We start from the raw sequence: 23415 nt of genomic DNA, 5'->3' as shown, positions 1-23415 counted from the left end.
GTCACTCGAACGGATGATACCGAGCCATGCCCTGTTTGGGTATCGTTTAATAATTATAGAGGTATATCATGAAGTTGTTTAAAGCATTTCTGGCGGTAGCAACCACAATATTGTTACTGACGAGTTGTAAAACCACCGATATAAACAGAGTATTGAATACGATTGGTGGCCAGCAACAGTTATCTGAGCAAACGGTTATTGCGGGTTTAAAGCAAGCCTTAGAAGTAGGAACGGAAAACAGCGTTAGCAGTACTAATCGCCCTGGTGGTTTTAGCAACAATCCTCTCATAAAAATTGCTGTGCCAGATCAGCTGGATGATGTTGCCACTACGTTAAGAAAAGTGGGCCTTGGCTCTTATGTTAATAACTTTGAAGGCCAGATGAATCGCGCAGCAGAGAAGGCTTCAGGAGAAGCTAAAGCCGTATTTTTTGATGCTATCAGTAGCATGTCTATCGCGGATGCATGGGGAATTTTACGCGGTGGTGATAATGCAGCGACAAATTATTTTCGTGATAAAACGGCATCCAGCCTGGAAAGACGTTTCCAGCCAATCATTACCGATAGTATGGAGCAGGTAGGTTTTTATAGTGATTATAAAAGGCTATTAGGGGCTTATGAAAAATTGCCTTTTAAAGATAAGCCCAACATGGACATTGAAGACTATGTTATGGATGAAACATTGGATGGAATTTTCACTCTGGTAGCACAGGAAGAAAAGAAGATTCGAGATAATCCTATGGCTCGTACGACAGAGCTATTGCAAAAAGTGTTTGCCAGGCAGTAAACAAAAAGAATGAACGATTAATACAGTTCCTGCGCTTAAGTCAGTCATAATTGTTTGAGAGTTTAGATAAAGGCCGGACCTCTGGCCTTTTGCTCTAAAATAAGGTATCAATAGGACACTATTTCTAAACAGGTTCTATTGTGTCTTATCAGTTTCAAGAAGTGACATTCACTGCATCTGATGGTTTCGAACTCAAGGGTGCTGTTTACCCCGCAAATAATAAAGAAAGGCAGAAACAAAACAGTCGATTTTTGGTGATTGGATCGGCGTTTGGAGTCCCCTACCAGTACTACAAACATATTGCAGCCTTTTTAGCTGACAACGGCATATCTGTTTTAACTTTTGACTATCGTGGGATTAGTCATTCGCAGAAAGGTAATATGCCTCCTGGTGAGATACTGATGGAGCATTGGGGGCAGCTGGATCTTGAAGCGGCACTGCAATTCGTAAAGAAAAGCTATGAGCCCGATGGGTTTTATTATTTGGGACACAGTGCCGGTGGGCAAATTGCAGGTCTGGCGAAAACCAGTATCGAGTTTGACAAGATTGTCATCGCTGCCAGTGGTGTCGGTAGCTGGAGATTATGGCCGGGATGGCAAAAGTATGGGCTTGCAGCAATCTGGTATGTCATTTTCCCACTGGTACTAGCACTCCAGTCAGGTGCTTATTTCTCTTCTAAGCTTTTAGGACCTATCCCTGTTCCAAAGTCAGCGGTTAAGCAATGGCTACGTTGGGCGCGCTCAGAAGAATATTTATTCACGCCAAAGCACGGACTCGATACATCAATCTATAGCAAAATAAAAAGCAAAGTGCTTGGGTTGACCATTTCCGATGACTGGTATGCACCTCAGGAAGCAAGGGACGGGTTATTAAAGCATTACGAAAACTGTCATATCGAGACTCAATTCATTACACCTGCGGACATCGGGCGTAAAACCATCGGCCATTTTGGGCTGTTCAAGAAAAAACAAGAAATTGAGAAAGGAATATGGCAACCTATACTTAATTTTTTGAACGATTAGGTATGACTATGTCAGAGCGTGAAAGGAAACCAGCGGAGTCCATCGAGACCTGGAACTTTGTTTTCCCAAATCAGAGTAATCCCTATGGCAATATGTTCGGTGGAGAGCTACTTGCTATTATGGATTCAACAGCGGCTTTGGCTGCGATTCGTTATTCAGGCAGAACAGTGTCTACGGCTTCTGTTGAGCGCGTTATTTTCAAGCGACCTATCTTTGTCGGGGATAGAATTAAGACTGTCGCCAAGGTTGTTCTGGTCGGCTCGTCATCAATGATGGTGCGTACGGATGTATTTGTGGATAAAGGGGGTGATGAGGGTGACGTCTTAAGCACTACCGCTCACTTCACCCTGGTTGCGTTTGATGAAGAGCGCAATCCCGTTACTGTCCCAGATCTTGTTATTGAAACAGATAAGGAGAAAAAGCACTTTGAGCTGGCCGAGCAAATAAAAGCTCATGTCGGCAGACGAGAGGGAAGAATTAAAAATGTTGTTGAAAAATGGAAGTAGCTTGAAAGTATGTGAAGAAAGGAGCTGAGTTCAATCAGCTCCTTTTTGATATGCTTACTGTCCTTCTGGCGGAGCCATAGTGGAGCGCTGAAGCTGTCTTATTGCCTCTTTGTCGGCTTCTTTTTTGGCCGCGTATTCTTCTCTATTCCAGCATTGGACTTGCTTAAAGTTTGTTCCAACACGATGAGTTCTTTTGCAAATGACTTTTGGACCTTCATCATCCTCTTTTTCAGCAACCTGTTTGGAAGCTTGTGGAGCTGTATTTGCAGTTTTAGAAGTTGTTGTAGCGCAGCCTAAAAATGCAAAAGATAGCCCTATAATTATCAATGGCTTAAACATCAGTACATTCCTTTCTCTTAAATGAGCTCTGAAATTAGCAAATAAACCAAACTAAAATAAGGTAGAGTTTGTAACAAAATATTGCCAAAGATAGACTTTTAACTCATTGTTATTCTGAATATTCTAGAAATATAGGGTATAAGGCTTACAACTAAAAAGTTAGAGAAGAAGCGGCGCTTAGCTTACAGGGTGAGATAAATAAAAAAATGTGAATCAAGTCTCATAAAGCTGGAAGGCTCAGCCGCGGAAACAGCAGCTGAGCATAATAGAAGTTTAATTTTTATTGTGACGACGTTGAGAGGGGTGGCGACGTTTCTGCTTCAGGGCAATAGAAGGCTTCAGCTCAGCAAGATACTCAGCTTTGATTTCAAGCTTAGGTAGTTCATGCCCCACATATTTTTCAATAGCGGTTAAGTTCATTGCAAAATCTTCACCAGCAAAGCTGACAGCGTCACCTTCCGCTCCTGCCCTTGCTGTCCGACCAATACGGTGAACATAGTCCTCTGGATCATCTGGGAGGTGATAGTTGAAGACATGTGTCACATCGTCTATATGCAGTCCACGTGCCGCAACATCGGTGCAAACTAAAACATTCACCGTGTTATTTTTGAGATCATCTAACAGGCGCAGACGCTTTTTTTGCTGCACATCACCAGTAAGTAATCCAGCAGGAATATCGTTACCTCGCAAACATGCCCATACGTGCTCTGCTGCACGTTTAGTATTGGTGAAAATAATAGAACGAGGTGGTTCCAAACGTTGCATTAAACCCACAAGTAAAGGAAGAGCTTCATCGCGGCTTGGGTAAAACAGCGCTTCTCGTATCTTCTTTGCGGTGACCTGTTCTGCCGCAACCTGCACATGTTGCGGATTGTGCATATGTTCATAGGCCAGCTCTTGCACGCGGTGCGATAATGTTGCTGAGAATAGCATGTTCAGTCGATCCTCCGCAGGAGGCATACGGCGGAACAAATAGCGGATATCTTTAATGAAGCCAAGATCAAACATCCGATCGGCTTCATCTAGAACCACACTATCAATTGCTTCAAGACCATAAGCCCCTTGCTTGAGGTAATCTATCAGTCGGCCAGTTGTTCCAATCAGAATATCGACACCATTTTCAAGTTGACGGCGTTGTTTTTCATGATCTTCGCCCCCATATACTACTCGAATCTTGAAATTAGCATGTTTGGCTAACTTCAGCGCATCTTTAGCAATTTGAACTGCCAGCTCACGAGTTGGTGCAATAATGATTGAGCGAGGTTCATTGGGTCGACGACCATCTATCTCGGGTAACGTGAGGATGTCGTTCATTACCCCTAGTAGAAAAGCGATGGTTTTTCCAGTACCTGTTTGAGCTTGTCCGGCAACATTTTGTCCTTTAAGTAGCAAGGGTAATGTTTTTGCCTGAATGGGCGTACAATACTGGAAGCCTAGATCGTTGATTGCTTCGAGTAATTTAGGGTGTAAACCCAGGTCGCTGAATCGTGTATCGGATAAATGTGATTTGTCCATGTATTAAATTTTTTACCGTTGGATACTTGCAAAATCGCAAGTCATTGTATCAAATAGAGCCATTGTGCGTCTGATAGTTGCCAAGCGCAAGTGAATTAGCAGGAGATTAGATAAATGAGTGACAAAATTGTTAAGTTAACTGATGACAACTTTGAAGCAGAGGTAATTAACTCTGATAGCCCAGTATTAGTGGATTATTGGGCTGAGTGGTGTGGTCCTTGTAAAATGATCGCGCCAATTCTGGATGAGATCGCGGATTCTTATGAAGGCAAAGTTAAAGTTGCTAAGTTAAACATCGATGAAAACAGCGATACACCGCCTAAATACGGTATCCGTGGTATTCCAACATTGATGTTGTTCAAAGGCGGTAACGTCGAAGCAACTAAAGTAGGTGCTGTATCAAAATCACAATTGATGGCATTTATTGACAGCAATATTTAATCAGTATTGTTTGTGATTCAAAAGAGGCTTCGGCCTCTTTTTTTATTGATCATGATCTACTTTTTGGCCGGTATTGGTTAATAGTTAGCCTAAAAGGCTAGACACCCCTGAGTTCTAGTGCTACATTTAACCTTGCTGAACACAGCGTCCTAAAATAAGCCCGCGGGCAAATTCCGTTTCTACTCCAAACATATTTCACGGGAACACTAAGCATTGTCTATCAATGCGTCAAAGAAAAATCATTCAACATTATGAATCTTACAGAATTAAAGCAGAAATCCGCTCGAGAACTGTCTGAAATGGCAAAAGCCGTTGGTCTTGAGCACATGGCGCGCATGCGCAAACAAGACATCATCTTCGGTCTTCTAAAAAATCACGCCAAAAGCGGCGAAGATATTTTTGGTGGTGGGGTATTGGAAATTTTACCTGATGGTTTTGGTTTCTTACGTTCAGCGGAAGGATCATACCTGGCTGGCCCAGATGATATTTATGTCTCTCCAAGCCAGATTCGTCGTTTCAACCTACGCACGGGTGATACGATATTTGGCAAAATACGCCCACCTAAAGATCAGGAACGCTATTTTGCCCTATTAAAAGTTGCTGAAATCAATTACGACAGCCCAGAAAACTCTCGCCGAAAACTTCTCTTCGAAAATTTAACTCCACTACATCCAGATGACCGTATGCGCATGGAGCGTGGTAATGGTTCGACAGAAGATATTACGGCACGTGTTATTGATCTGGCTGCTCCAATTGGTAAAGGTCAGCGTGCGCTTATCGTGTCGCCACCTAAAGCCGGTAAAACCATGATGTTACAGAACATCGCACAGTCGATTACCAACAATCACCCTGAATGTATGTTGATTGTATTGTTGATTGATGAGCGTCCGGAAGAAGTTACGGAAATGGAGCGTTCGGTTAAAGGAGAAGTTGTTGCTTCGACTTTTGATGAGCCAGCTGCTCGTCACGTGCAGGTTGCCGAAATGGTTATTGAAAAAGCCAAGCGTCTGGTAGAGCACAAGAAAGACGTGGTTATCCTGCTCGACTCGATTACTCGTCTTGCACGTGCCTATAACACGGTTGTTCCATCATCAGGTAAAGTTTTGACCGGTGGTGTTGATGCTAACGCTCTGCAACGCCCAAAACGTTTCTTCGGTGCTGCCCGAAATATCGAAGAAGGCGGTAGCTTAACCATTATCGCAACGGCGCTGGTAGATACTGGCTCTAAGATGGACGAAGTCATCTACGAGGAGTTTAAGGGAACGGGTAACATGGAGCTTCACCTATCTCGTAAGATAGCTGAAAAACGTGTATTCCCAGCGATTGATTTCAACCGCTCAGGTTCGCGTAAAGAAGACTTATTAACAACTCAGGAAGAACTTCAGAAGATGTGGATTTTACGTAAAATCTTACATCCAATGGATGAGTTAGATGCTATCGAATTCTTGATCGATAAGATGGCGATGACGAAGACGAACGATGAGTTCTTCACATCCATGAAAAAATAACCTAGAAAACGTCTTTTTAGGTTTTTGTTTTGTTAGTCTCTTGCTCGCTCGGTTACGTATTAGTATACGCGCCCTCGCTGTGCGAGAGACTGCCTCACAAAATTCCTAATAATCCTTTTTTCTAGTGATATTTTTACTAAGAAAAATCTTGAGTTTCGTAAGGTTAATATAGTCCCTGCTTTTGTCTCGGGTTTTACTGGGGTCTTTTCGAGGAGGGTTAATCCTAGGAGCTTTTTTGCTAATTACTGCATGGAAGTTTGACGCTTTGTTAGTTCCTTTCCTAGCTACAATGTATGGCCTTACTTACCCACCATATGCATTTGTAGTATATCTTCCTGTAATTTCTTTATTAATATACTTTAAAAAAATAAATGTGCTAATCACTCTTAAAAAGCGAGGGTAGGCGTATGCCAGGCGACTGGGGTGTCGTTTCTTTTGGTTCGTTTTCTTTGCCCCGCAGGGATTCCCGTTGGTCAGACACGAAGAAAATGAAAGTATAAAATTATAAAAAGTAAAAATGTGAAGGGCTATATGAGAATTCTAATAATCACATTGTTAATATTAATATCACCTCTTCTAAAGGCTGATGAAGTTGTATTCTCTGAAGGTATTGAGTCTGGTTATGTTCTATTTGAATTTGATATTTCAAAAAAAGGTAAGCCCATAAATATAGAGGTCATAGAAGACCATCCTAAAGGTGTATTTGTAGAAAGCGCGCTAAAAGCATTAAAGAAGTGGTCTTTCAAAATTAGGTATAAAGGTGGTAAAGCTGTAGAGCAAAAAAACATGACTTATAAAATGGAGTTTGTACTGGAAGAATAAACAAAAAGGGTCTCAAATATAACTTGTTACACATTAATAAACCCTCCCTATATAAATAGCATCTAATCTCAGTATATTCTTACGATAAGAACAAAACTAAGGATTGCATATGAAGATATTGATGTCAGCTTTATTGTGCCTGATGACCATAACTAGTTATGGAAAATCCGAGACCAACGAAAAACCTTTTTTAACAGCTCAACAACAAGAGGACTTTTATAACTTATTGATCAGTGAAATAGAACGTCTGGATGCTGAGATTATAGAAACTAGGAATAACTCAAAAAATGTGTCCTGGCGGGAATTTGTCGATTACCAAAAAGATAAGTTCCTGAATGCTAAAGACTGGGATGAGTTATACCAAACATTTGATGAGTTTCATGACGGGCTGGTTAACTTGCATTCGAGTGCAATATTCTTAGCTTATGAACCTGAACCGAAAAAAAGTCAGTGGCTTAATAGCGCTATATGGTTTGAGTACCCTATCCCAAAGTTTTATCTGGCAAAAACTAAGCAACCGATAGTGGCATTAAATAAAAAACCTATAGGGAAGCTGTTTAAGGCTTTTAGTGACTACCGATGCCGTCATAATAACGAAGCAGGTTGTGTGGCAGATTTTGCCCGTCGAATAGAAGCTGGCGCTATAACTGTCGATGGTGCGAAAATAAAGGAAATAACATTATCGAACGGTAATGAAGAGACTGTCGAGTACGAAGCTATATATGATGCGCCACCAAAGTCACGTACCGATTATATGTCCGAAAATTACTGTGATGCGCACTCAGGGTACGAAGGTTTTACTTCCATATTTAAAGGGCAAAACGCCTGCCTTTATTCGAAGGAAAAAACAGCGGTATTAAGACTTCGGCATTTTATTTATCCCGACCATCAGGATCCAAGTATCTATTGTGATACTAAAGATGCGACGAGCTCATATTGTAGTGATATTAATGGCGTGTTAGCTGAGTTAAAAAAGCACAACATAGAACATCTTGTTTTTGATATGACCCATAATATCGGTGGGATGGAAAACTCTCCGCTACTCGCTGCTTTCATGCCTGATAAATTTAAAGATTTAACTGTGGCCTATAAAAATACTAAAGAAATACATAATCCTACTATTCGGCAGGAGTTGTTTTATGGAAACCCCAAAGGAGAAAACTGGTATCAAAAGAGTAAGAATGTTGAGGGCGAATATTTTGCGCCACGAGCAGATTTCTGCCAAGGAGCAGATGATTGTTCATTAGAGTGGATTGAGCCGAGAAAAGATGCCTTTAAGGCTGAAAAAATATCAATTATATCTGATTGGAAATGCGTCTCGTCATGCGACGATTTTGTATGGAGAATGCAAGACTATGCTGGAGCTGAAGTGTATGGAATTGCACCAGCACAGGATGCAACCTATGCACGAATAAAGTTATACCTCTATCTGGGTGCAAATGGGCAAGTTCAAAAGAAGGTCGTCGGTGAAATGACGGAGTTTAAGGTAAGCGATAAAGAGCTATTATTGGCGGAAGTTAAAATGCCATACTCTAAAACTGTCACCGAGGAAGGTAAATTACGAAACACCGAGCCTGTGAATATCAATGTTGTGCCCTACACAATAAGCAATAGAAAACACTATGCAAGTGACGTGTTACGAACGATCCTGGAGTAATGGGTTAATTAACTTTAACTATAGGCGGCAGATATCATTTCTGCCGCTTTTTCGTTAATATAATCACAATAAATACTATAGCCGAAATCTATGCAATATAAAGACCTGAGAGACTTTATCGAAAAGCTTGAGTCGATGGGCGAGTTAAAGCGCGTGTCGATGGAAGTTGATCCCAATCTGGAAATGACTGAGATATGTGATCGGACTTTGCGTGCTGGTGGCCCGGCAATTCTTTTTGAAAACGTTAAAGGCCATTCGATCCCTGTGTTAGGTAACTTATTTGGCACAACTCGCCGCGTTGCCCTCGCTATGGGAAAAGACGACCTGACGGGGTTGCGAGAGCTGGGGGAGTTATTGGCTTTCTTAAAGGAGCCAACGCCACCTTCAGGCTTTAAAGACGCCTGGCAGCAGCTTCCGGTATTTAAGCAGGTCATGAATATGGCACCGAAGCAGGTCAAAAAAGCACCGTGTCAGGAAATTGTCATAGAAGGCAATGCGGTAGATTTAACCAGTATTCCGGTGCAGACCTGTTGGCCGGGTGATGCCGCCCCGTTAATGACCTGGGGTTTAACAGTGACCAAAGGTCCAAACAAGAATCGACAAAATTTAGGTATTTATCGACAGCAGGTTATCGGCAAAAATAAACTGATCATGCGCTGGTTGGCGCATCGAGGTGGCGCATTAGACTTTAAGGATTGGTGTGAAAAAAATCCGGGCGAGCGGTTCCCCGTCTCCGTTGCATACGGTGCCGATCCGGCGACCATTTTAGGCGCAGTGACTCCGGTACCCGATACACTCAGTGAGTATGGTTTTGCAGGCTTGCTACGCGGACAAAAAACCGAAGTGGTAAAGTCCCTGGGGAACGATCTACAGGTTCCCTCTTCCGCTGAATTTGTATTGGAGGGTTATATTGAGCCGGGTGAAATGGCTGATGAAGGACCTTATGGGGATCACACCGGTTACTATAATGAAGTCGATAGTTTCCCGGTTTTTACAGTAGAACGAATTACCCAACGGGCTGATCCAATCTATCATTCGACCTATACTGGGCGGCCACCTGATGAGCCCGCTATTCTTGGCGAAGCATTGAATGAAGTATTTGTGCCAATACTACAGAAACAATTCCCTGAAATTGTTGATTTCTACCTACCACCTGAGGGTTGCTCATACCGTCTGGCCGTGGTCTCGATGAAAAAGCAATATCCGGGGCATGCCAAACGCGTGATGATGGGCGTATGGTCATTCTTGCGCCAGTTTATGTACACCAAGTTTGTTATCGTGGTGGATGACGACGTCAACACTCGTGACTGGAAAGACGTCATTTGGGCTATCACTACAAGAGTAGATCCAACTCGCGACTGTACTATGGTCGATAATACGCCGATTGATTATCTAGATTTTGCATCCCCGGTATCAGGGCTCGGTTCAAAGCTGGGGATTGATGCCACTAATAAATGGCCTGGGGAAACGGATCGTGAATGGGGTGAGCCTATAGTGATGGATCAGAAAGTGAAAGATAAAGTCGATTCCATGTGGGATGAGCTTGGACTCGAACCTGAAGAAAATTCTTAAAACTGAGGTTATATGTCTGAACAAGTAGAAGCGGAGTTTGTTGAGTGTGAAGTGTCGTTAGTTCGCCGCGCTGGGCGTGACGTTTTCTGGGTAGAACTAGAGCCAGTAAACGGAGAACTTCCACCCTATAAAGCTGGGCAATATTTAATGTTACAGCTGGAAGATGGTTCGCTGAGACCTTTTTCTATCGCCAGCTCACCACTTCAGGATGTTCTGGAACTGCATATTAGACGACTACCGGGGCATGACGAAGCAGACAAAATTATCAGTCAGTTAAAGCACCAGAACCGGGTTAAGGTACAGCTCCCATTTGGCAACTGCGTACTCACAGACTCAAAGCGTCCTGCAGTATTCATTGCTGGGGGCACAGGCTTTGCTCCCTTCCATTCGGTCATTAAAACAGCGTTATGGAAGAACACCAATCGCGATTTGATTTTATATTGGGGAGCACAAACTTCAGCCGATCTTTATTTGCATCGTGAACCAAACGAGTGGTCCTCTAAATACGACCATTTCACTTATGTGCCTGTGCTATCAGGACTGGATGAGGAGTGGCAGGGCCGCAAAGGTTTTGTTCACCATGCATTTCTGCTTGATCACACTGATATTACCAACATGGATATTTACATTGGGGGTTCTGAGCCGATGGTGATGTCGGTCTATCAGGATTTACTGGATCGCGGGGTATCAAAAGACTCCATTCATTCTGACATCCTTGATATTAAACGTGATATGGGCCAGTTAGATTAATGGCTCACTGAGCCCGTTTAAAGATTAGTGATGTGTTGATCCCACCAAAGGCAAAGTTGTTACTCATGATCATGTCGTGTGTCATATGACGATCATTTTCCATGATGTAATCCAACTCAGCACACTCAGGATCTACCTCTGTAAGATTTACCGTTGGCGCATACCAGTTATTACGCATCATCTCGATAGAAAGCCAGGCCTCTATGGCACCACAGGCGCCCAGCGTATGGCCAAAATAGCTTTTAAGAGAGCTGATGGGTACGGCTCGTTTAAAAACTTCGTACGTTGCATGCGTTTCTGCTACATCACCACGATCAGTGGCTGTTCCATGCGCGCTTACATAACCAATATCATCGCTGCTCACATCAGCATCTTGCAGGGCGAGCTTCATCGCTACGGCCATAGTATCTTTTTGCGGCTGAGTTACGTGTGCTCCGTCTGAGTTACAGCCGAACCCTATGACTTCGCCTAATATGGTGGCGCCACGTGCCATAGCATGTTCATATTCCTCGAGAATTAAAGTTGCAGCACCTTCGCCAACCACCAGACCATCGCGCTTTTTATCAAAAGGTTTTGGTGTCGTCTCTGGGCTATTGTTTTGTACCGAGGTGGCGAACAATGAGTCAAACACGGCGCCCTGTGTTATACAGAGTTCTTCTGCACCTCCTGCAATCATCACTTTTTGTCGTCCATACTTGATCGCTTCATAGGCATAACCAATGCCCTGGCTACCCGAAGTACAAGCGCTACTGGTGGGTATAATACGGCCTTTAGTCCCGAAAAATACGCCCATATTGACGGGCGCTGTGTGGCTCATCATCTCGACATAAGATGTGGAAGTAAAACCTGTCATAGGGCCACCCTTGATCAAGTCACCAAATACTGGAATTGTTTTAGTACTTCCTGATGAAGAGCCGTAGGCAATTCCGGTGCTGCCATCCGTCAGAGCCATATGGTTCAGTAGTCCAGCTTCCTCAAGAGCCTTTTGAGTCGCACAGGTTGCTAGCAATGAGACACGGCCCATGCTGCGTATTTTTTTTCTTGGTAGCTTAGGGAACTGATAGTCAACAGGCGCCGCTAAGCTGGTTCGCAATCCTTCGCATTGTTCCCATTCGGGCATAAAGCGTACAGCATTCTTACCTTCTTTGAACTTGCCAGAAATGTCTTCCCAGGTATCACCAAAGGCAGTTATACCTGACATCCCCGTCACTACCACTCGCTTCATTACGCCATCCCTCCATTAACCGAGATAACCTGTCGGGTAAGATAGCCCGCTGTATCGGAGAAAAGGTAACTGACGAGACCGGCAATTTCCTCTGGCTTTCCCATACGACGAGCGGGTATCACTTTCATTGCTTCTTTGGTGATTTCATCATCGATCATATCGGTTTCAATTAACCCCGGGGCGACGCAATTTACGGTTATTTTGCGACGAGCAAGTTCTACTGCTAGAGCTTTAGTGGCGCCAATTAAGCCAGCCTTTGAGGCGCTATAGTTGACCTGACCACGGTTGCCTAGAACACCTGAAACGGACGACATGGCAACGATACGACCACCTTTTTTATTGCGTACCATCGGCATTACCAGGGGGTGGACAACATTATAAAAACCGTCAAGATTGGTATGAATGACGTCATCCCAGTCGCTATCCGTTAATGCAGGGAAAGCACCATCACGAGTAATACCTGCGTTACAGACTACGCCATAGTAGGCTCCATGTTGTTCAATATCGATTTCCAGCGCCGAACGTGTCTGCTTTCGATCAGCGATATCAAACTGGATCAGGTTGGCACTTCCGCCTGCCTTTTGGATTTGTTCTATGGTCTCGTTAGCCTGTTCAACGCCCGAGCGGCAATGAACAGTAACATGGAAACCGTCTTGTGCTAATTGCAGAGCAATACTTTTACCAATGCCCCTGCTAGAACCTGTCACTAAAACTCTTCTACTCATGATTAATATTTATGGTTGTTATGGTTTAAGCTGGCTGCTGTCGCTTGTCTCAAATACATTGAGCTTGGCGTCACTAACCACTGAATCATTATGTCTAATGGTGCAATTAAAGGCACCTAGACCTGAATCATCCATGTAAAGTTCTTCAATGTAAACCTGGTAGCGATTACCCACTGCCAGGATAGGTACAGAGATATTCATTTTTCGTGTGCCTAGAAGGAAGCCAAGCTTGACCTCCTCACCAGAAAGTTTGGCTCTGATACCAGCTAAGGCAGCTATGGCCTGAGCCATGTATTCAATGCCTACCCACGATTCGATCCCTTGGCATGAAGCGTCATAGAACCGGCTATTTTCAGTTACATTAAACTCGGCCAGTAATGAGTTATCGTTAAACTCAACGATGGAGTCAAGCAACACCATAGGCTCGGAATGAGGTACCAAATCTCTTAATGGAATCGATAGAATGTTTAATTTGTCGTTGTGGTTATCTAACATCACTTACCTCTGTGTTCGGCCAATTATAACACTGACGTTATTGCCGCCAAAGGCGAAAGAATTACTCATGACGATTTTGGGAGGCTTGGCTGCTGTCTGCTCCGAGACAAGATTGATTGGAGGCAGTTCTGGATCAAAATCGCCGTCGTACTGGTGTAAAGCGAGGAAATGAGAATTTTCCTGTTGTAACAGTAGCCAGCAGATACCTATTTCCGTTGCTCCAGCGGCACCTAGGGTATGCCCTGTTAGAGGCTTTGTAGAACTACAGGGTGTATCACTGCCAAGAACCCTGGAAACAGCCTGACTTTCCATGCTGTCGTTCAGTTCGGTTGCCGTGCCGTGTAGGTTCAAATAGTCAATGCTATCTGAGTTTAAGCCGGCTTCCTTAAGTGCCATTACCATAGCTTCGGCGGCTCCATCTCCCTTGGGATGTGGGGCTGAGATATGGTGTGCATCAGATGATTCTCCTGTGCCCAAAAGTTCAATTTCAGACGGTTCACGACTGAGGATAAAAATAGCTGCCCCTTCGCCAATATTAATACCGCAACGGTTGGTGCTGAAGGGCTGGCATAATTCACTGGAAACGGCTTCCAAAGAATTAAAACCATTCAGTGTCATGTCACACAGCGAGTCTGCGCCACCGACGATAACGACATCACACAAATCGTTCTGAATCATCCCCTGAGCTGAAGCAAATACTTTACCGCTTGAGGAGCAGGCTGTGGAAATCGAGTAGGCTGGGCCTTTTAAACCAAGATAATCAGCGACGAATTCTGCAGGAGATGACATCTGAATTTGTGAATAGTCAAACTCATCGGGAAAACTTTCTTCTTCCATATACTGAGAAAGTGCCCGCTCACCTTCAGCGATACCAGAAGTGCTGGTACCCATGACAACGCCAACCCTGCTTTTAGAATAAGTATTTAATAAGTCTGACAGGGTTGTATCAAGTTGCTGTAAACAATGTAAAAGCAGGCGGTTATTGCGAGTATTATGGTGTTGTAAATGAGATGGCAGATTGGGCAGTTGTTGAGTTACTTTGCCGACTAGAAAATTATGACCTGTCAGTTTTGAATCGTAGGGCTTCATTCCAGAGCAATCACCGATTCTTAGCTTATGAAGCAGTGATTCGTGTTCAAAACCCATGGCATTAATCAAAGCCATGTTGTTGATATAAACCGGTGATTTAGAGGTCATTATTGCTATTCTCTGGAAATGGTTGGTCAATGGTTTCAATACTAAGAGGTTCTATATATAAGCTGTAACCGCGCTCAAGATGATTAAACCTGATGGTCCCCTCATACGCTGGCTGCTGGCTGTATTCAATTTGGATAATAGGCTGATTATTACGGGTGATTAGCCTCTGCCCGCTGGGCGCCGTTATGATCTTACCGCCTGATAAAGCCTGTTGTATTTCTGCTGCTGGCCATAAGCTAAGCTGGAGATCGGCCAGCAAATAATCAGGCTTAATATTTTCGACAATGGCTGACAACCCCTCTGCAGTGATCTCTCCCTGCTTTAATATGATGGTAAACAGTCGAGTACCTGTGGGGGTTAAACCAACCATCGCCAGGTTGCCTTGACGGATTTCCGTCTGAAAAATTAAGTCATGGCTTTCATTATTATATTCGGCAGTAGCACTCTGAGTCAGTCTTAAGCCATCTTCGAATGGAACGGAAGACAGCAAACTAAACCCAACTTCTTCAGCAACCATAACCTTCCTCTCAGAGCTTTGGTAAAGACTCTGACAGGCTGTTAGTATAGCCGCGAAGAATAGAAGTACTAAGATGCGCATAGACCACCCACTACCTGTAGACGACGTTCGGGTTGTTGTACAAAGGGGTTGTCCTTGTCCCAGGCATATCCAGCTAGAATAGAGCAGATCATTTCTCTGACTTCTGTCGGAGCATCTTTGAAATGAATAATATTCTGGAAATCTCCCTGATACCAGGAGTTAACAAATGCTTTAAAGGTATTTACTCCCTGCTGAAGAGGTTCTGCAAACTCGGTTTGCCAGCAGTAGGGCTGGTTAGTGAACTGTTTGTTTAAAATATCAGTAGCGAGCTTTGCAGACTTGAAGGCAATAGTCACTCCCGAGGAAAATATGGGATCTAAAAATTCACCCGCATTACCGAGCAAAGCGAAATTCCTTCCGTAAAGCTGTTTTACATTAGATGAAAATCCGGTGACTTGGCGAGTGTCTGAAGTTTTCGTAGAGGATGCCAATAAAGTCTGAAAACGACTGGTTTCTGCAATGGCTTGATCCAACAGAGCCTCAGGGGTATCAGCAGTAGTGAGCTGCTCAAAATATTCTGGCTTGGCTACGCAGCCAAGGGAAGAAGTGCCATCGGAAAAAGGTATTAGCCAAAACCATACATCATCCAGCTCTGGATGGGTTTCAATTAAAATTTTATTTCTATCATAATCGGTGTCACTAATATTATCTTTGATATGACAAAAAACTGAGCTACGGACGGGGAAGTCACTGGGTTGACTAAGATCAAGCAGCCTAGGTAGAACCCGTGCGAACCCGCTGGCATCGAGAATAAAGCGAGCGGTTAGCTGTTCACTGATGCCCTTTTCTGTCTGGATGGTAAGAACCGGTTCCGGTTCGAGCTGTAATGAGGTCAGCAAACAGCCAAACTTAAAGTCCGCACCCTGGTTTTCCGCTTCATTCGCCAATAACTGATCGAAGTGGGCTCGTTTGACCTGATAGGTGTGGCCGGGGCCAGCGCTGAATTTCTCCGAAAAATTAAAGTCACTGTACTGGTCGTTAGCTATGAAGGCCGCTCCATTCTTATACTGAAAGCCTAGAGATTCGGCAGCTTCCTCAACTGCCTTCAGCATCTTTGCTTCTTCAAGATAGATCATGGATTGTGGTAATAGGCTTTCACCAATTGAGAAACGTGGGAATGTTTCTTTTTCTATGACTAAAGCACTGTAGCCCTGTTGAACCAGCAAACTGGAAGCAAGACTTCCCGCAGGGCCTGCGCCAATAATGATGACGTCATAATCTGGCGATGGCCTATTCATATTTCAGTCCTTTATGTCTGTAAATAAGGTGTCCCAGTATCGGTGATAATAGGAAAACCGTCAAAATACCGGTAAGCATTGTTAATCCAAAGGCATGGATAGCCGGGGTTTGGCTCAGGGATAACAGGCCAAAGGATAGTAATGTAGTGATTGCAGACAAGCCAATAGCGAGACTTATGTAGGAAGAACGCTTTTTGGCTTCAGCATAAAATAACCCATAGTCTATGCCTATACCAAACACCAGGAATAATGCGAGGGTACTGAATAGATTGAAGCTATTGTTAATTAAAATGTTGATGATAATGGCTAGAGAACCAGCAACCAGTGGTCCCATCAATACATACCCTGCGATTAAAGCGCGATACTTAAGAGTCAAAACAATGAATACAGCACCAATAGCCAGGATTAGCATCATTAATGCCAGCTCGCGATAATTAGCGAACATTGTCGAGATTTTATCCACTTTATTTATGAAATAAAGGTTCTCATGCTTGCTAGCTGCGGCTTCTAGCGAAGGAATATCTTGAATATTATTCAAAGTAATAATAGCCGCGTATTGCTGACTGACCTGACCTAGCCAAAGATAATTAAAGCGCTGTCCGAGCGGTGATTTAAGCCAATCGGTTAGCTGCAGGGGTTCTTGATTATTATATTGTTGCTTTAGTTCATCCACCTGATCTGGCTGCAGTAAACCTAGCTCTACTAATTCCCGCTGGTTATCTTGCAGAAAGTACTGACCTATCAGGTTGTAGTTGTTGTGCTGTTGTTTAAGGGCGGGCACAAACTGTGCAAGGTGCTGGTAGCTACCCATGGCATTGTTGGTGACCAGCTGTTCAAGTGACGGGTTTATCTGGTCTAGTAGACGCAGCAGTTCAGGTGGATTATCTGCCCTAACCACAAAAAATTGATTAGTGGCCGGCGCGTTGACCAAAGCTTTTATCTGTAGTTCTTGTTGATAGAGTTCATCGGGGATTGATTGCAGCTGGCGAATGTTGTCATTATTTTCATCTGTATTAGAGAGAATGAATACTGCCACTATTGGCGCTGCCAATAAAAGGATGATAAACGTTGGTCGTGCTACATATCGACTCATTTGGAACTGTAGTTTGAAGCAGTTAAGGATCCAGTTTGGTGTATTGACCTTGTAAGGTATTCTGTCGAATAACAGCACCACTGTGAAAAAAGCACCGGCTAGCCCTACGGCACAAAATAATGCCATCTGACGCAAACCAGGGAATGGTGCTGTAAACAAGGCAACGTAGCCAATGACACTAGAGATAAGCCCCATCGTAATGGCAATCAGGATGTGCTTCAGGGGTCTTTGGTGAATGTTAGCAGTGGCAAAATAATGAAATGAGTAATCTACCGCTACACCGACTAAACTTGAACCGAATACCAGTGTCAGGATATGGATCGAACTAAAGGTAAGATGAACCACTGTCAGAGCGATGAAAATTCCGGTGGCAAGTGAGCTCAATGTTAATAGCAGTGGAACTGAACTACGAAAAGCCACCAGTAGTAAAACGATAACTGCAATTAATGAGCCAAGGCCTATGGTTGAAATTTCCTGCTTTGCTGATGCTGCAGCATGTTGAGCATAAAAAAGGGCGCCGGTTCTAAGAATGGACAGCTCGTTATTCTGCCGCTCGAACTTTTCGATAACGCCCTTGAGTTCGTTTTGTGTATCGGTATCGAACGGGGAGCTTGAGATCCTGGCGCTGAGTAACGCCGTGAACCGTCCATTTTGGTTGAACACCATAAATTCATCAACCAACTCTGCTGCCTGATTTCGTTTGTTATTGAGAGCGTTTATATTTTGTATATAACGATAGGATAATAAATAAGGGTCGCTAGGAATCAGACTGACTAATCGGCCTGATAAGGGCGAATAGATTAGCTGGAGCGTGTCATCAATAAAGGGATCGCGTCCCTCTTCATGCATCAGTCTTCGATCCTTGTCCGATAACAAATAAAACCTGTGGTTAAAGTATAGCTCAGCGATCGCCCGTTGCTCTGTTTGAGTCAGCTGACTTTGAAAGGACTCTATCAATTTCGTAGCTGATAATTGCTGGCTGAGTCTTTGTGCGCCATCCAAAGCTCCATTCTTATCAGATGCTGAGACGGCAATAATTAACTGTTTAAAATTGTTATCAGAAAAGCGGGTAAAAGCTTCTTCAGCAAAAGGGTCTACTTCTGTTTGTGGTAACAGTTTAAGAATATTGGTTTCAACCTTAAAGCCCTGCTTAAGTTGTCCATAAAAAAGTAAACCGACTATCAGTAATAAAGCAAACCAAAGTGTGGCGCGATAATTATTTTGCAAGATATTTCCTTAATTGCTCAGCTATTGGCTCCGCCTCTTCAGGAAAGAATTGCAAAGCTGTTTTATCACCACTGCTTTCCGTGAAAGCGATTTCATCTATATGGTCTGTTCCAGCAATATGGATATAAGTCATGATTTGCTCGATGGCGTCATTACTGGGTGTTAAAGAAACCTGCCATTCACCATTACTACATGACGTTTCAGCGGTAAAATTTCGCTTCAACTGATCAAAATGGCCAGACAGTATGGCCAGAAAAGTGGATGAAATAACCTGGCTTGCTTCAGTATCAGCTGATTCCGGCAATGACAGTGGCTGATCTTTTTTATTGAATTGCTTAAATTCAGAAGCGGTAATCACGGTGGTGCTTTTGATGGGGTTGCGTGTTTGCCAGATTAAACCGGATTGAGGAGTCAGCAGCAGAAAGCCTTCAGATGATAAAGGACGCGATAAAACGGTTATTGTTTTTAGTTGCTCGAAGCGTGACAACTCTGGCTGGTTGGACAGTCTGTCAGTGATTGTGTCCAGAGAGCATTCTTCTAAAGAGCTGCTGTGAGCCGTAGTAGATACCATTGCCAATAAAGTATAGCTGAGAACTAGAATTGTCTGCTTTAATGTATTCATAATTGTTCGCAATAATCTTCTATTTTTTGTTTTAGGATTGGCGGTGAGATCAGCTGCATTTCAAAGGTGTCGACGGTAACCGCTACTTGGGCTGTGTAGCCCTTACATAGTTTTTCACCACTTTGTGCATGCTGAACCTGATATTCAATTTTTAAACGGTTTTCAAACTCTTTCAGTACAGCGATACAAATTAACTTATCGCCGTACCTGGCTGGTTTAACATACTTCAGTCGCATATCAATAATTGGCCAGTAATAGCCTGACTGTTTCATATCAGGATAATCATAATCAATCTTGCGTAACAGCTGACAACGAGCTTCTTCGAAGTACTTAACATAGTTGCCATGCCAGACTATTTGCATCGGGTCGAGGTCGAAGAAGGGAACTTCAGCAAAATATTCTGCTGCAATGGATAAGTCTTTAAGAGATGCGTTATCCATAGGTACTCCAGTGGCGGGCCTGGATAAGTTGCACAAAATAACGTAATTCCTGTTCTAATGGTCTGTCTTCATCAACCAGCTTAAACTTGGCAAAGACTTCTGAAAGCGTTGCTGTAACACCTTGCGATAAGGACGCTGAGTCCACTTCATCCTGGTTCATACGAATTTGCACTGCCTGGGAAGATGCCATCAATGATGCAGCGGCCACTTGCTCTGTTAGCTGTAAGACCCTTAGGCAATCACGAGCTGCAATGGTGCCCATGCTGACTTTGTCCTGGTTGTGGCACTCGGTGGAGCGTGAAAAAACGCTGGCTGGCATGGTGTTTTTTAAAGCTTCCGCGGTCCAGGCGCTAATGCCAATCTGCACCGCTTTAAAGCCGTGATTGATGGCTTTACGTTCGGAGCTTGCTGCCGATAAATTATTTGGCAGGCCATTATTAAATTTGCGATCCATTAAGAGCGCCATCTGACGATCCATCAGGTCGGCCAGGTTTGCGATACCGGTTTTAAGGGTATCCATGACCATGGCGATATGACCGCCATAGAAATGACCACCATGGAGTACGTGCTGGCCTTCTCCGTCAATAATGGGGTTGTCATTAGCGCTATTGAGCTCATTTTCTATCATCTGGCGCATCCAGGGCATGGAGTCCTTCAGGGCGCCAATGATATGAGGAGCACAGCGAATAGAATATCGATCCTGCAATCGGCTGGAATTACGTGGGTGGCTATGATGGTTCAAATCTTCACGGATCCAGGCCGCCACCTGATTCTGGCCCGGATGTGGCTTGGCGTTGAACAGGATTTCATCGAAATGCGCGCTATTCCCTTGCAATGCAATAGAGCAGAGCGAGGTGATTCGTGAGCATAGCTCGATTAGATACTCTGCTCGCTTATAGGCAAGGCAGGCTAGAGCTGTCATGACGGCGGTACCGTTCATGATAGCCAGGCCCTCTTTGGGCTGAAGTTGAATGGGGTCTATACCCAGTTCATCAAAGGCTTCTTTGGTTGGTACCGTCTGGCCTTTGTAGATCACATCTCTTTCACCAATCAAAGCCGCAGCGACATAGGATAATGGCGTTAAATCACCACTAGCCCCCACCGAGCCTTCTTGTGGAATGCGCGGCATGATGTCATTGGTTAGTAAAGTTTCTAGCTGCTGCAGTAAGCGCCAGCTGACCCCTGAATAACCCTGTGTTAAAGAAGCTAGACGTGCGCCCAGGATAGCTCGTGTTTCTTCTACCGAAAAGGTCTCGCCGAGACCACAGCCATGAAAACGTGTCAGGTGTAGTGGTAGTTCATTTACATTCGACAGTGGTACCTGCTCGGTAACAGAGTCACCATAACCGGTTGTTACACCATAAATGACGCCATCTTCTTTTAGTAGCTCTTGAAGAAAGTCTGCGCCGCACTGAATGGTCTTTTGAAAGGCAGGATCATTATTCAGGCGAGCTGTTGCCTGCCCGTGAGCCAGAGCATGGATATCTTCTATCAGAATTTTGTTTTTACCAAAAATTATGGGTGAGCTAGTTGTCGTCACTGTGGTGTTTCTCTTGTTGTTGGATCGTCCGCTGTATATGCTCCTGATCGTCTTTTTGCCAAAAATCGAAAAAATTAAACCATTGGTATGGTGCTTTCAGGCAATAGTACTCGAGTCGTTCCGCATATCGCTCAATAATGGATTGTAACTGCTGCTTCTTATGAGTTCTAGTCAGCTTCAAGCTATCAGAAAAGTGCTCCAGATAGATATGATACTGGCCGGACTGCTTAAGGCAGAACAGCAGGTAAGCAGGACACTCCAGAAGTCCGGCTAAAATAAAAGGGCCCTGTGAAAATGGTGCCGGCTCTCCCAGGAAGGGAGCGTAATTTACCCTTCCAAACTGAGTCACTGATGTTCTGTCGCCGACAATAATAACAATCTCTCCCGCATCTACCTTTTCCCTCAATTTGATGGCTGTGTCTGCCCCCATAGTGTCAACTTGAATTAAGTTGACCGAAGCTTTGGGATTGAATTTATCTAAAGCAGCCTGGAACTTGAGTGCATGTTTAGTGAAGACAAGTGCATTGATAGTCAGTTTACTGTCGCTTTCACCAATTGCCCTGCACAGCTCAAGGTTGCCCAGGTGGGAGCCAATAAAAATAGCTCCTTTCTGCTTCCCGCTTTGGCGTAATGCCTCAAAGGCGTCAACGTTATGGAAAATGATATCTTTTCGACGAATATCACCAAGCCAGGCTCGGATTTTATCTACCGCCGCCAGTCCAAATTGATAGAAATGCTTATACACATGGTACCAGCGAACGGGACTTTGATTGTTTTGATAGCGGTTTAGTCTTCTCAAGAAATCATAGGAAGCCCTGCGTGCTTTATTGCCAGTAAGTACGAAGTAGGCAATTACCGGTAGTAAGATTAGGCGGAAAAACCATTGACCGAGTACTCTGTAGAGCCAGACAAGCAGTTGAATTCCAAGTGTGGAGCCACGCTCCTTGGTCGCAGACCAGTGTGTATCACGTTGCTCTGCGGAGGCTCGCTTAAACTTCTTAGATATCAGCCGAGGCGCTCTTGGCAACATCCCAAAAAACAGTCGAGTATGCATTTTGGTAATCAGCCAGTTGTCCCTGAATAGCTGGAAATGAGACGAGCCGTCTTCTGGGTAGGTTACCTTAGTCGGCAAATTAATAACGGGAACATTCTGCCAATAAAGCTTAACCAGTATTTCGGTATCGAAGTCCATACGTTTGCCGATACGGCTATTGCCTATCAGCTGGCAGGTAGCTTTGAGAGGATAAAGACGAAAGCCACACATTGAGTCCTTAATTTGAAAAGATAATGTCTCTACCCAGACCCAGAAATGCGTAAGGTAACGGGGAATAAGACGTCCTAGAGGAACTGATTCATCATAATCAGGAATGCCACAGATAACAGAGTCTGGACTTTGCTGACTTAAGCGGATGAACTCTGGGATATCAGACAGATTGTGTTGTCCATCAGCATCAACTTGAATGGCGTGACTATAACCTCTTTGGCTGGCTGCCAGCAATCCAGTCATCACTGCGCCACCTTTGCCCTGATTTTCTGTAAGGTGTATCACCTCCAGAAAGGGAAACTGACTTGGTAATTTATCAAGTAGCTGTGTCGTTACATCATCGCTTCCATCGTTGACCATAATGACAGGTATGGATAATGGTGCAATGGACTGCAGTACATGTTCAATGTGCTGGGTATGGTTATAATTTGGGATGACGATGCAGTAACCGGGCTTCATAAAAATTAGTCCTCTACTGCTTTCAGTAGCAGCTTCCCGGAAGAATGTTGATGCTCAGAACTGGTGATTTTAAACTGTAAAAGCTGTTTTTGCTCATCAAAATGTAGTTCTAAATTGACTGACAATTCGGGGGTAATCACTTGCTGGAACTTGATGGCGGATAATCTATCGACTTGCCAGCGATGACTGCTATTTGATTGGGCCATGTAGTGACTGAAGAAGTGTAAAGCCCACTGAATTTGAACCACACCCGGAACAATAGGAAAGTTATCGAAATGGCCTTCGAAGGCATCTAGTTCCGGTGTAATCATTAAACTAAAAGTACAAGATTTATCCGTATTGACTTGCTGATTGATCACTGGGGGAAACTTCATA

23 protein-coding genes are annotated in these 23415 nt (G+C 43.9%); 9 read left to right on the top strand and 14 right to left on the bottom strand.

Translation table 11 applies throughout. The annotated features are described in order from the left end of the window. Positions 1 to 68: 68 nt before the first annotated feature. The 3 genes from KS2013_RS11595 (at position 69) to KS2013_RS11585 (ending at position 2313) form a co-directional block, all read left to right on the top strand. Positions 69 to 785, top strand: coding sequence for a DUF4197 domain-containing protein (locus KS2013_RS11595; RefSeq protein ID WP_068994105.1), 717 nt, complete (start codon positions 69 to 71; stop codon positions 783 to 785). Positions 786 to 925: 140 nt separating this feature from the next. Next, the gene (locus KS2013_RS11590; protein ID WP_228703679.1) at positions 926 to 1807 is read left to right on the top strand and encodes an alpha/beta hydrolase family protein; all 882 of its coding nucleotides are present in this window, start codon (positions 926 to 928) and stop codon (positions 1805 to 1807) included. An 8-nt stretch (positions 1808 to 1815) separates the two neighbouring features. Further along, complete coding sequence (locus KS2013_RS11585) at positions 1816 to 2313, top strand: acyl-CoA thioesterase (protein WP_068994099.1); 498 nt, start codon at positions 1816 to 1818, stop codon at positions 2311 to 2313. A 54-nt stretch (positions 2314 to 2367) separates the two neighbouring features. Here the strand turns inward: KS2013_RS11585 and KS2013_RS11580 are convergent, their stop codons facing one another. Together KS2013_RS11580 and rhlB are read right to left on the bottom strand one after the other, a co-directional pair. Further along, on the bottom strand, positions 2368 to 2652 hold the full coding sequence (locus KS2013_RS11580; protein WP_068994095.1) for a hypothetical protein: 285 nt from the start codon (positions 2650 to 2652) through the stop codon (positions 2368 to 2370). A 273-nt stretch (positions 2653 to 2925) separates the two neighbouring features. Beyond that, positions 2926 to 4167 carry an ATP-dependent RNA helicase RhlB gene (rhlB, locus tag KS2013_RS11575; protein WP_068994092.1) on the bottom strand — a complete coding sequence of 414 codons (1242 nt, stop codon included), beginning with the start codon at positions 4165 to 4167 and terminating at the stop codon, positions 2926 to 2928. 114 nt (positions 4168 to 4281) lie between these two features. Between rhlB and trxA the strand changes: the two genes are divergently transcribed. From trxA to KS2013_RS11545, 6 genes are all read left to right on the top strand, one after another. After that, a complete protein-coding gene (gene trxA / locus KS2013_RS11570; RefSeq protein WP_068994091.1) occupies positions 4282 to 4608 on the top strand; it encodes a thioredoxin TrxA in 327 nt (108 codons plus the stop codon). A 251-nt stretch (positions 4609 to 4859) separates the two neighbouring features. Then, the gene (rho, locus tag KS2013_RS11565) at positions 4860 to 6116 is read left to right on the top strand and encodes a transcription termination factor Rho (RefSeq protein WP_068994090.1); all 1257 of its coding nucleotides are present in this window, start codon (positions 4860 to 4862) and stop codon (positions 6114 to 6116) included. Between the two features lie 531 nt (positions 6117 to 6647). Further along, positions 6648 to 6938, top strand: a complete 291-nt coding sequence (locus KS2013_RS11560; RefSeq protein WP_068994089.1) for an energy transducer TonB — start codon at positions 6648 to 6650, stop codon at positions 6936 to 6938. Between the two features lie 109 nt (positions 6939 to 7047). Beyond that, positions 7048 to 8595: a S41 family peptidase gene (locus KS2013_RS11555; protein WP_068994087.1), complete on the top strand. Its 1548-nt coding sequence runs from the start codon at positions 7048 to 7050 to the stop codon at positions 8593 to 8595. Between the two features lie 90 nt (positions 8596 to 8685). Continuing rightward, a complete protein-coding gene (gene ubiD / locus KS2013_RS11550; RefSeq protein ID WP_068994085.1) occupies positions 8686 to 10167 on the top strand; it encodes a 4-hydroxy-3-polyprenylbenzoate decarboxylase in 1482 nt (493 codons plus the stop codon). A gap of 12 nt (positions 10168 to 10179) precedes the next feature. Continuing rightward, a complete protein-coding gene (locus KS2013_RS11545; RefSeq protein WP_068994082.1) occupies positions 10180 to 10917 on the top strand; it encodes an NAD(P)H-flavin reductase in 738 nt (245 codons plus the stop codon). A gap of 4 nt (positions 10918 to 10921) precedes the next feature. Here the strand turns inward: KS2013_RS11545 and KS2013_RS11540 are convergent, their stop codons facing one another. Genes KS2013_RS11540 through KS2013_RS11485 form a run of 12 tightly spaced genes read right to left on the bottom strand, consistent with a single transcriptional unit; the run spans position 10922 to position 23414 of the window. Next, positions 10922 to 12142, bottom strand: coding sequence for a beta-ketoacyl-ACP synthase (locus KS2013_RS11540; protein WP_068994079.1), 1221 nt, complete (start codon positions 12140 to 12142; stop codon positions 10922 to 10924). Further along, the gene (locus tag KS2013_RS11535; RefSeq protein WP_068994076.1) at positions 12142 to 12867 is read right to left on the bottom strand and encodes a 3-ketoacyl-ACP reductase FabG2; all 726 of its coding nucleotides are present in this window, start codon (positions 12865 to 12867) and stop codon (positions 12142 to 12144) included. Before KS2013_RS11535 ends, KS2013_RS11540 begins: the two co-directional genes overlap by 1 nt. Positions 12868 to 12885: 18 nt before the next feature. After that, positions 12886 to 13362: an ApeP family dehydratase gene (locus KS2013_RS11530; protein WP_068994074.1), complete on the bottom strand. Its 477-nt coding sequence runs from the start codon at positions 13360 to 13362 to the stop codon at positions 12886 to 12888. 3 nt (positions 13363 to 13365) lie between these two features. Beyond that, positions 13366 to 14559 (bottom strand): beta-ketoacyl-[acyl-carrier-protein] synthase family protein, encoded by a 1194-nt coding sequence (locus KS2013_RS11525; protein WP_068994071.1) that lies wholly within the window; start codon positions 14557 to 14559, stop codon positions 13366 to 13368. Next, a complete protein-coding gene (locus KS2013_RS11520; protein WP_068994068.1) occupies positions 14549 to 15157 on the bottom strand; it encodes a DUF3261 domain-containing protein in 609 nt (202 codons plus the stop codon). The genes KS2013_RS11525 and KS2013_RS11520 overlap by 11 nt, the downstream gene beginning before the upstream one ends. Continuing rightward, positions 15145 to 16395 (bottom strand): NAD(P)/FAD-dependent oxidoreductase, encoded by a 1251-nt coding sequence (locus tag KS2013_RS11515; RefSeq protein ID WP_068994063.1) that lies wholly within the window; start codon positions 16393 to 16395, stop codon positions 15145 to 15147. The genes KS2013_RS11520 and KS2013_RS11515 overlap by 13 nt, the downstream gene beginning before the upstream one ends. Continuing rightward, positions 16388 to 18715, bottom strand: a complete 2328-nt coding sequence (locus KS2013_RS11510) for an MMPL family transporter (protein ID WP_071890188.1) — start codon at positions 18713 to 18715, stop codon at positions 16388 to 16390. The genes KS2013_RS11515 and KS2013_RS11510 overlap by 8 nt, the downstream gene beginning before the upstream one ends. Beyond that, entirely contained in the window at positions 18705 to 19337 is a 633-nt protein-coding gene (locus KS2013_RS11505) for an outer membrane lipoprotein carrier protein LolA (RefSeq protein WP_068994058.1), read from the bottom strand. Before KS2013_RS11505 ends, KS2013_RS11510 begins: the two co-directional genes overlap by 11 nt. Then, positions 19334 to 19777 (bottom strand): acyl-CoA thioesterase, encoded by a 444-nt coding sequence (locus tag KS2013_RS11500; RefSeq protein ID WP_068994056.1) that lies wholly within the window; start codon positions 19775 to 19777, stop codon positions 19334 to 19336. The genes KS2013_RS11505 and KS2013_RS11500 overlap by 4 nt, the downstream gene beginning before the upstream one ends. Then, on the bottom strand, positions 19770 to 21317 hold the full coding sequence (locus tag KS2013_RS11495; RefSeq protein ID WP_068994054.1) for an HAL/PAL/TAL family ammonia-lyase: 1548 nt from the start codon (positions 21315 to 21317) through the stop codon (positions 19770 to 19772). The genes KS2013_RS11500 and KS2013_RS11495 overlap by 8 nt, the downstream gene beginning before the upstream one ends. Further along, positions 21304 to 23040 (bottom strand): glycosyltransferase family 2 protein, encoded by a 1737-nt coding sequence (locus KS2013_RS11490; RefSeq protein ID WP_068994050.1) that lies wholly within the window; start codon positions 23038 to 23040, stop codon positions 21304 to 21306. Before KS2013_RS11490 ends, KS2013_RS11495 begins: the two co-directional genes overlap by 14 nt. A gap of 5 nt (positions 23041 to 23045) precedes the next feature. Beyond that, positions 23046 to 23414 (bottom strand): ApeI family dehydratase, encoded by a 369-nt coding sequence (locus KS2013_RS11485; RefSeq protein ID WP_068994047.1) that lies wholly within the window; start codon positions 23412 to 23414, stop codon positions 23046 to 23048. Position 23415: the final 1 nt, after the last annotated feature.

The sequence above is a fragment of the Kangiella sediminilitoris genome, assembly GCF_001708405.1.
GTDB classification, from domain to species: Bacteria; Pseudomonadota; Gammaproteobacteria; order Enterobacterales; family Kangiellaceae; genus Kangiella; species Kangiella sediminilitoris.
This window is presented reverse-complemented; position numbering and strand designations above follow the sequence as displayed.

Bases quoted from the DNA above. Each gene is read 5' to 3' on its own strand.
- KS2013_RS11520 (WP_068994068.1), bottom strand. From the start codon at position 15,157: ATGCGCATCTTAGTACTTCTATTCTTCGCGGCTATACTAACAGCCTGT.
- rhlB (WP_068994092.1), bottom strand. From the start codon at position 4,167: ATGGACAAATCACATTTATCCGATACACGATTCAGCGACCTGGGTTTA.
- KS2013_RS11500 (WP_068994056.1), bottom strand. From the start codon at position 19,777: ATGGATAACGCATCTCTTAAAGACTTATCCATTGCAGCAGAATATTTT.
- KS2013_RS11585 (WP_068994099.1), top strand. From the start codon at position 1,816: ATGTCAGAGCGTGAAAGGAAACCAGCGGAGTCCATCGAGACCTGGAAC.
- KS2013_RS11560 (WP_068994089.1), top strand. From the start codon at position 6,648: ATGAGAATTCTAATAATCACATTGTTAATATTAATATCACCTCTTCTA.
- KS2013_RS11595 (WP_068994105.1), top strand. From the start codon at position 69: ATGAAGTTGTTTAAAGCATTTCTGGCGGTAGCAACCACAATATTGTTA.
- rho (WP_068994090.1), top strand. From the start codon at position 4,860: ATGAATCTTACAGAATTAAAGCAGAAATCCGCTCGAGAACTGTCTGAA.
- KS2013_RS11545 (WP_068994082.1), top strand. From the start codon at position 10,180: ATGTCTGAACAAGTAGAAGCGGAGTTTGTTGAGTGTGAAGTGTCGTTA.
- ubiD (WP_068994085.1), top strand. From the start codon at position 8,686: ATGCAATATAAAGACCTGAGAGACTTTATCGAAAAGCTTGAGTCGATG.
- KS2013_RS11490 (WP_068994050.1), bottom strand. From the start codon at position 23,040: ATGAAGCCCGGTTACTGCATCGTCATCCCAAATTATAACCATACCCAG.
- KS2013_RS11505 (WP_068994058.1), bottom strand. From the start codon at position 19,337: ATGAATACATTAAAGCAGACAATTCTAGTTCTCAGCTATACTTTATTG.
- KS2013_RS11525 (WP_068994071.1), bottom strand. From the start codon at position 14,559: ATGACCTCTAAATCACCGGTTTATATCAACAACATGGCTTTGATTAAT.
- KS2013_RS11535 (WP_068994076.1), bottom strand. From the start codon at position 12,867: ATGAGTAGAAGAGTTTTAGTGACAGGTTCTAGCAGGGGCATTGGTAAA.
- KS2013_RS11530 (WP_068994074.1), bottom strand. From the start codon at position 13,362: ATGTTAGATAACCACAACGACAAATTAAACATTCTATCGATTCCATTA.
- KS2013_RS11485 (WP_068994047.1), bottom strand. From the start codon at position 23,414: ATGAAGTTTCCCCCAGTGATCAATCAGCAAGTCAATACGGATAAATCT.
- KS2013_RS11580 (WP_068994095.1), bottom strand. From the start codon at position 2,652: ATGTTTAAGCCATTGATAATTATAGGGCTATCTTTTGCATTTTTAGGC.
- KS2013_RS11555 (WP_068994087.1), top strand. From the start codon at position 7,048: ATGAAGATATTGATGTCAGCTTTATTGTGCCTGATGACCATAACTAGT.
- trxA (WP_068994091.1), top strand. From the start codon at position 4,282: ATGAGTGACAAAATTGTTAAGTTAACTGATGACAACTTTGAAGCAGAG.
- KS2013_RS11540 (WP_068994079.1), bottom strand. From the start codon at position 12,142: ATGAAGCGAGTGGTAGTGACGGGGATGTCAGGTATAACTGCCTTTGGT.
- KS2013_RS11515 (WP_068994063.1), bottom strand. From the start codon at position 16,395: ATGAATAGGCCATCGCCAGATTATGACGTCATCATTATTGGCGCAGGC.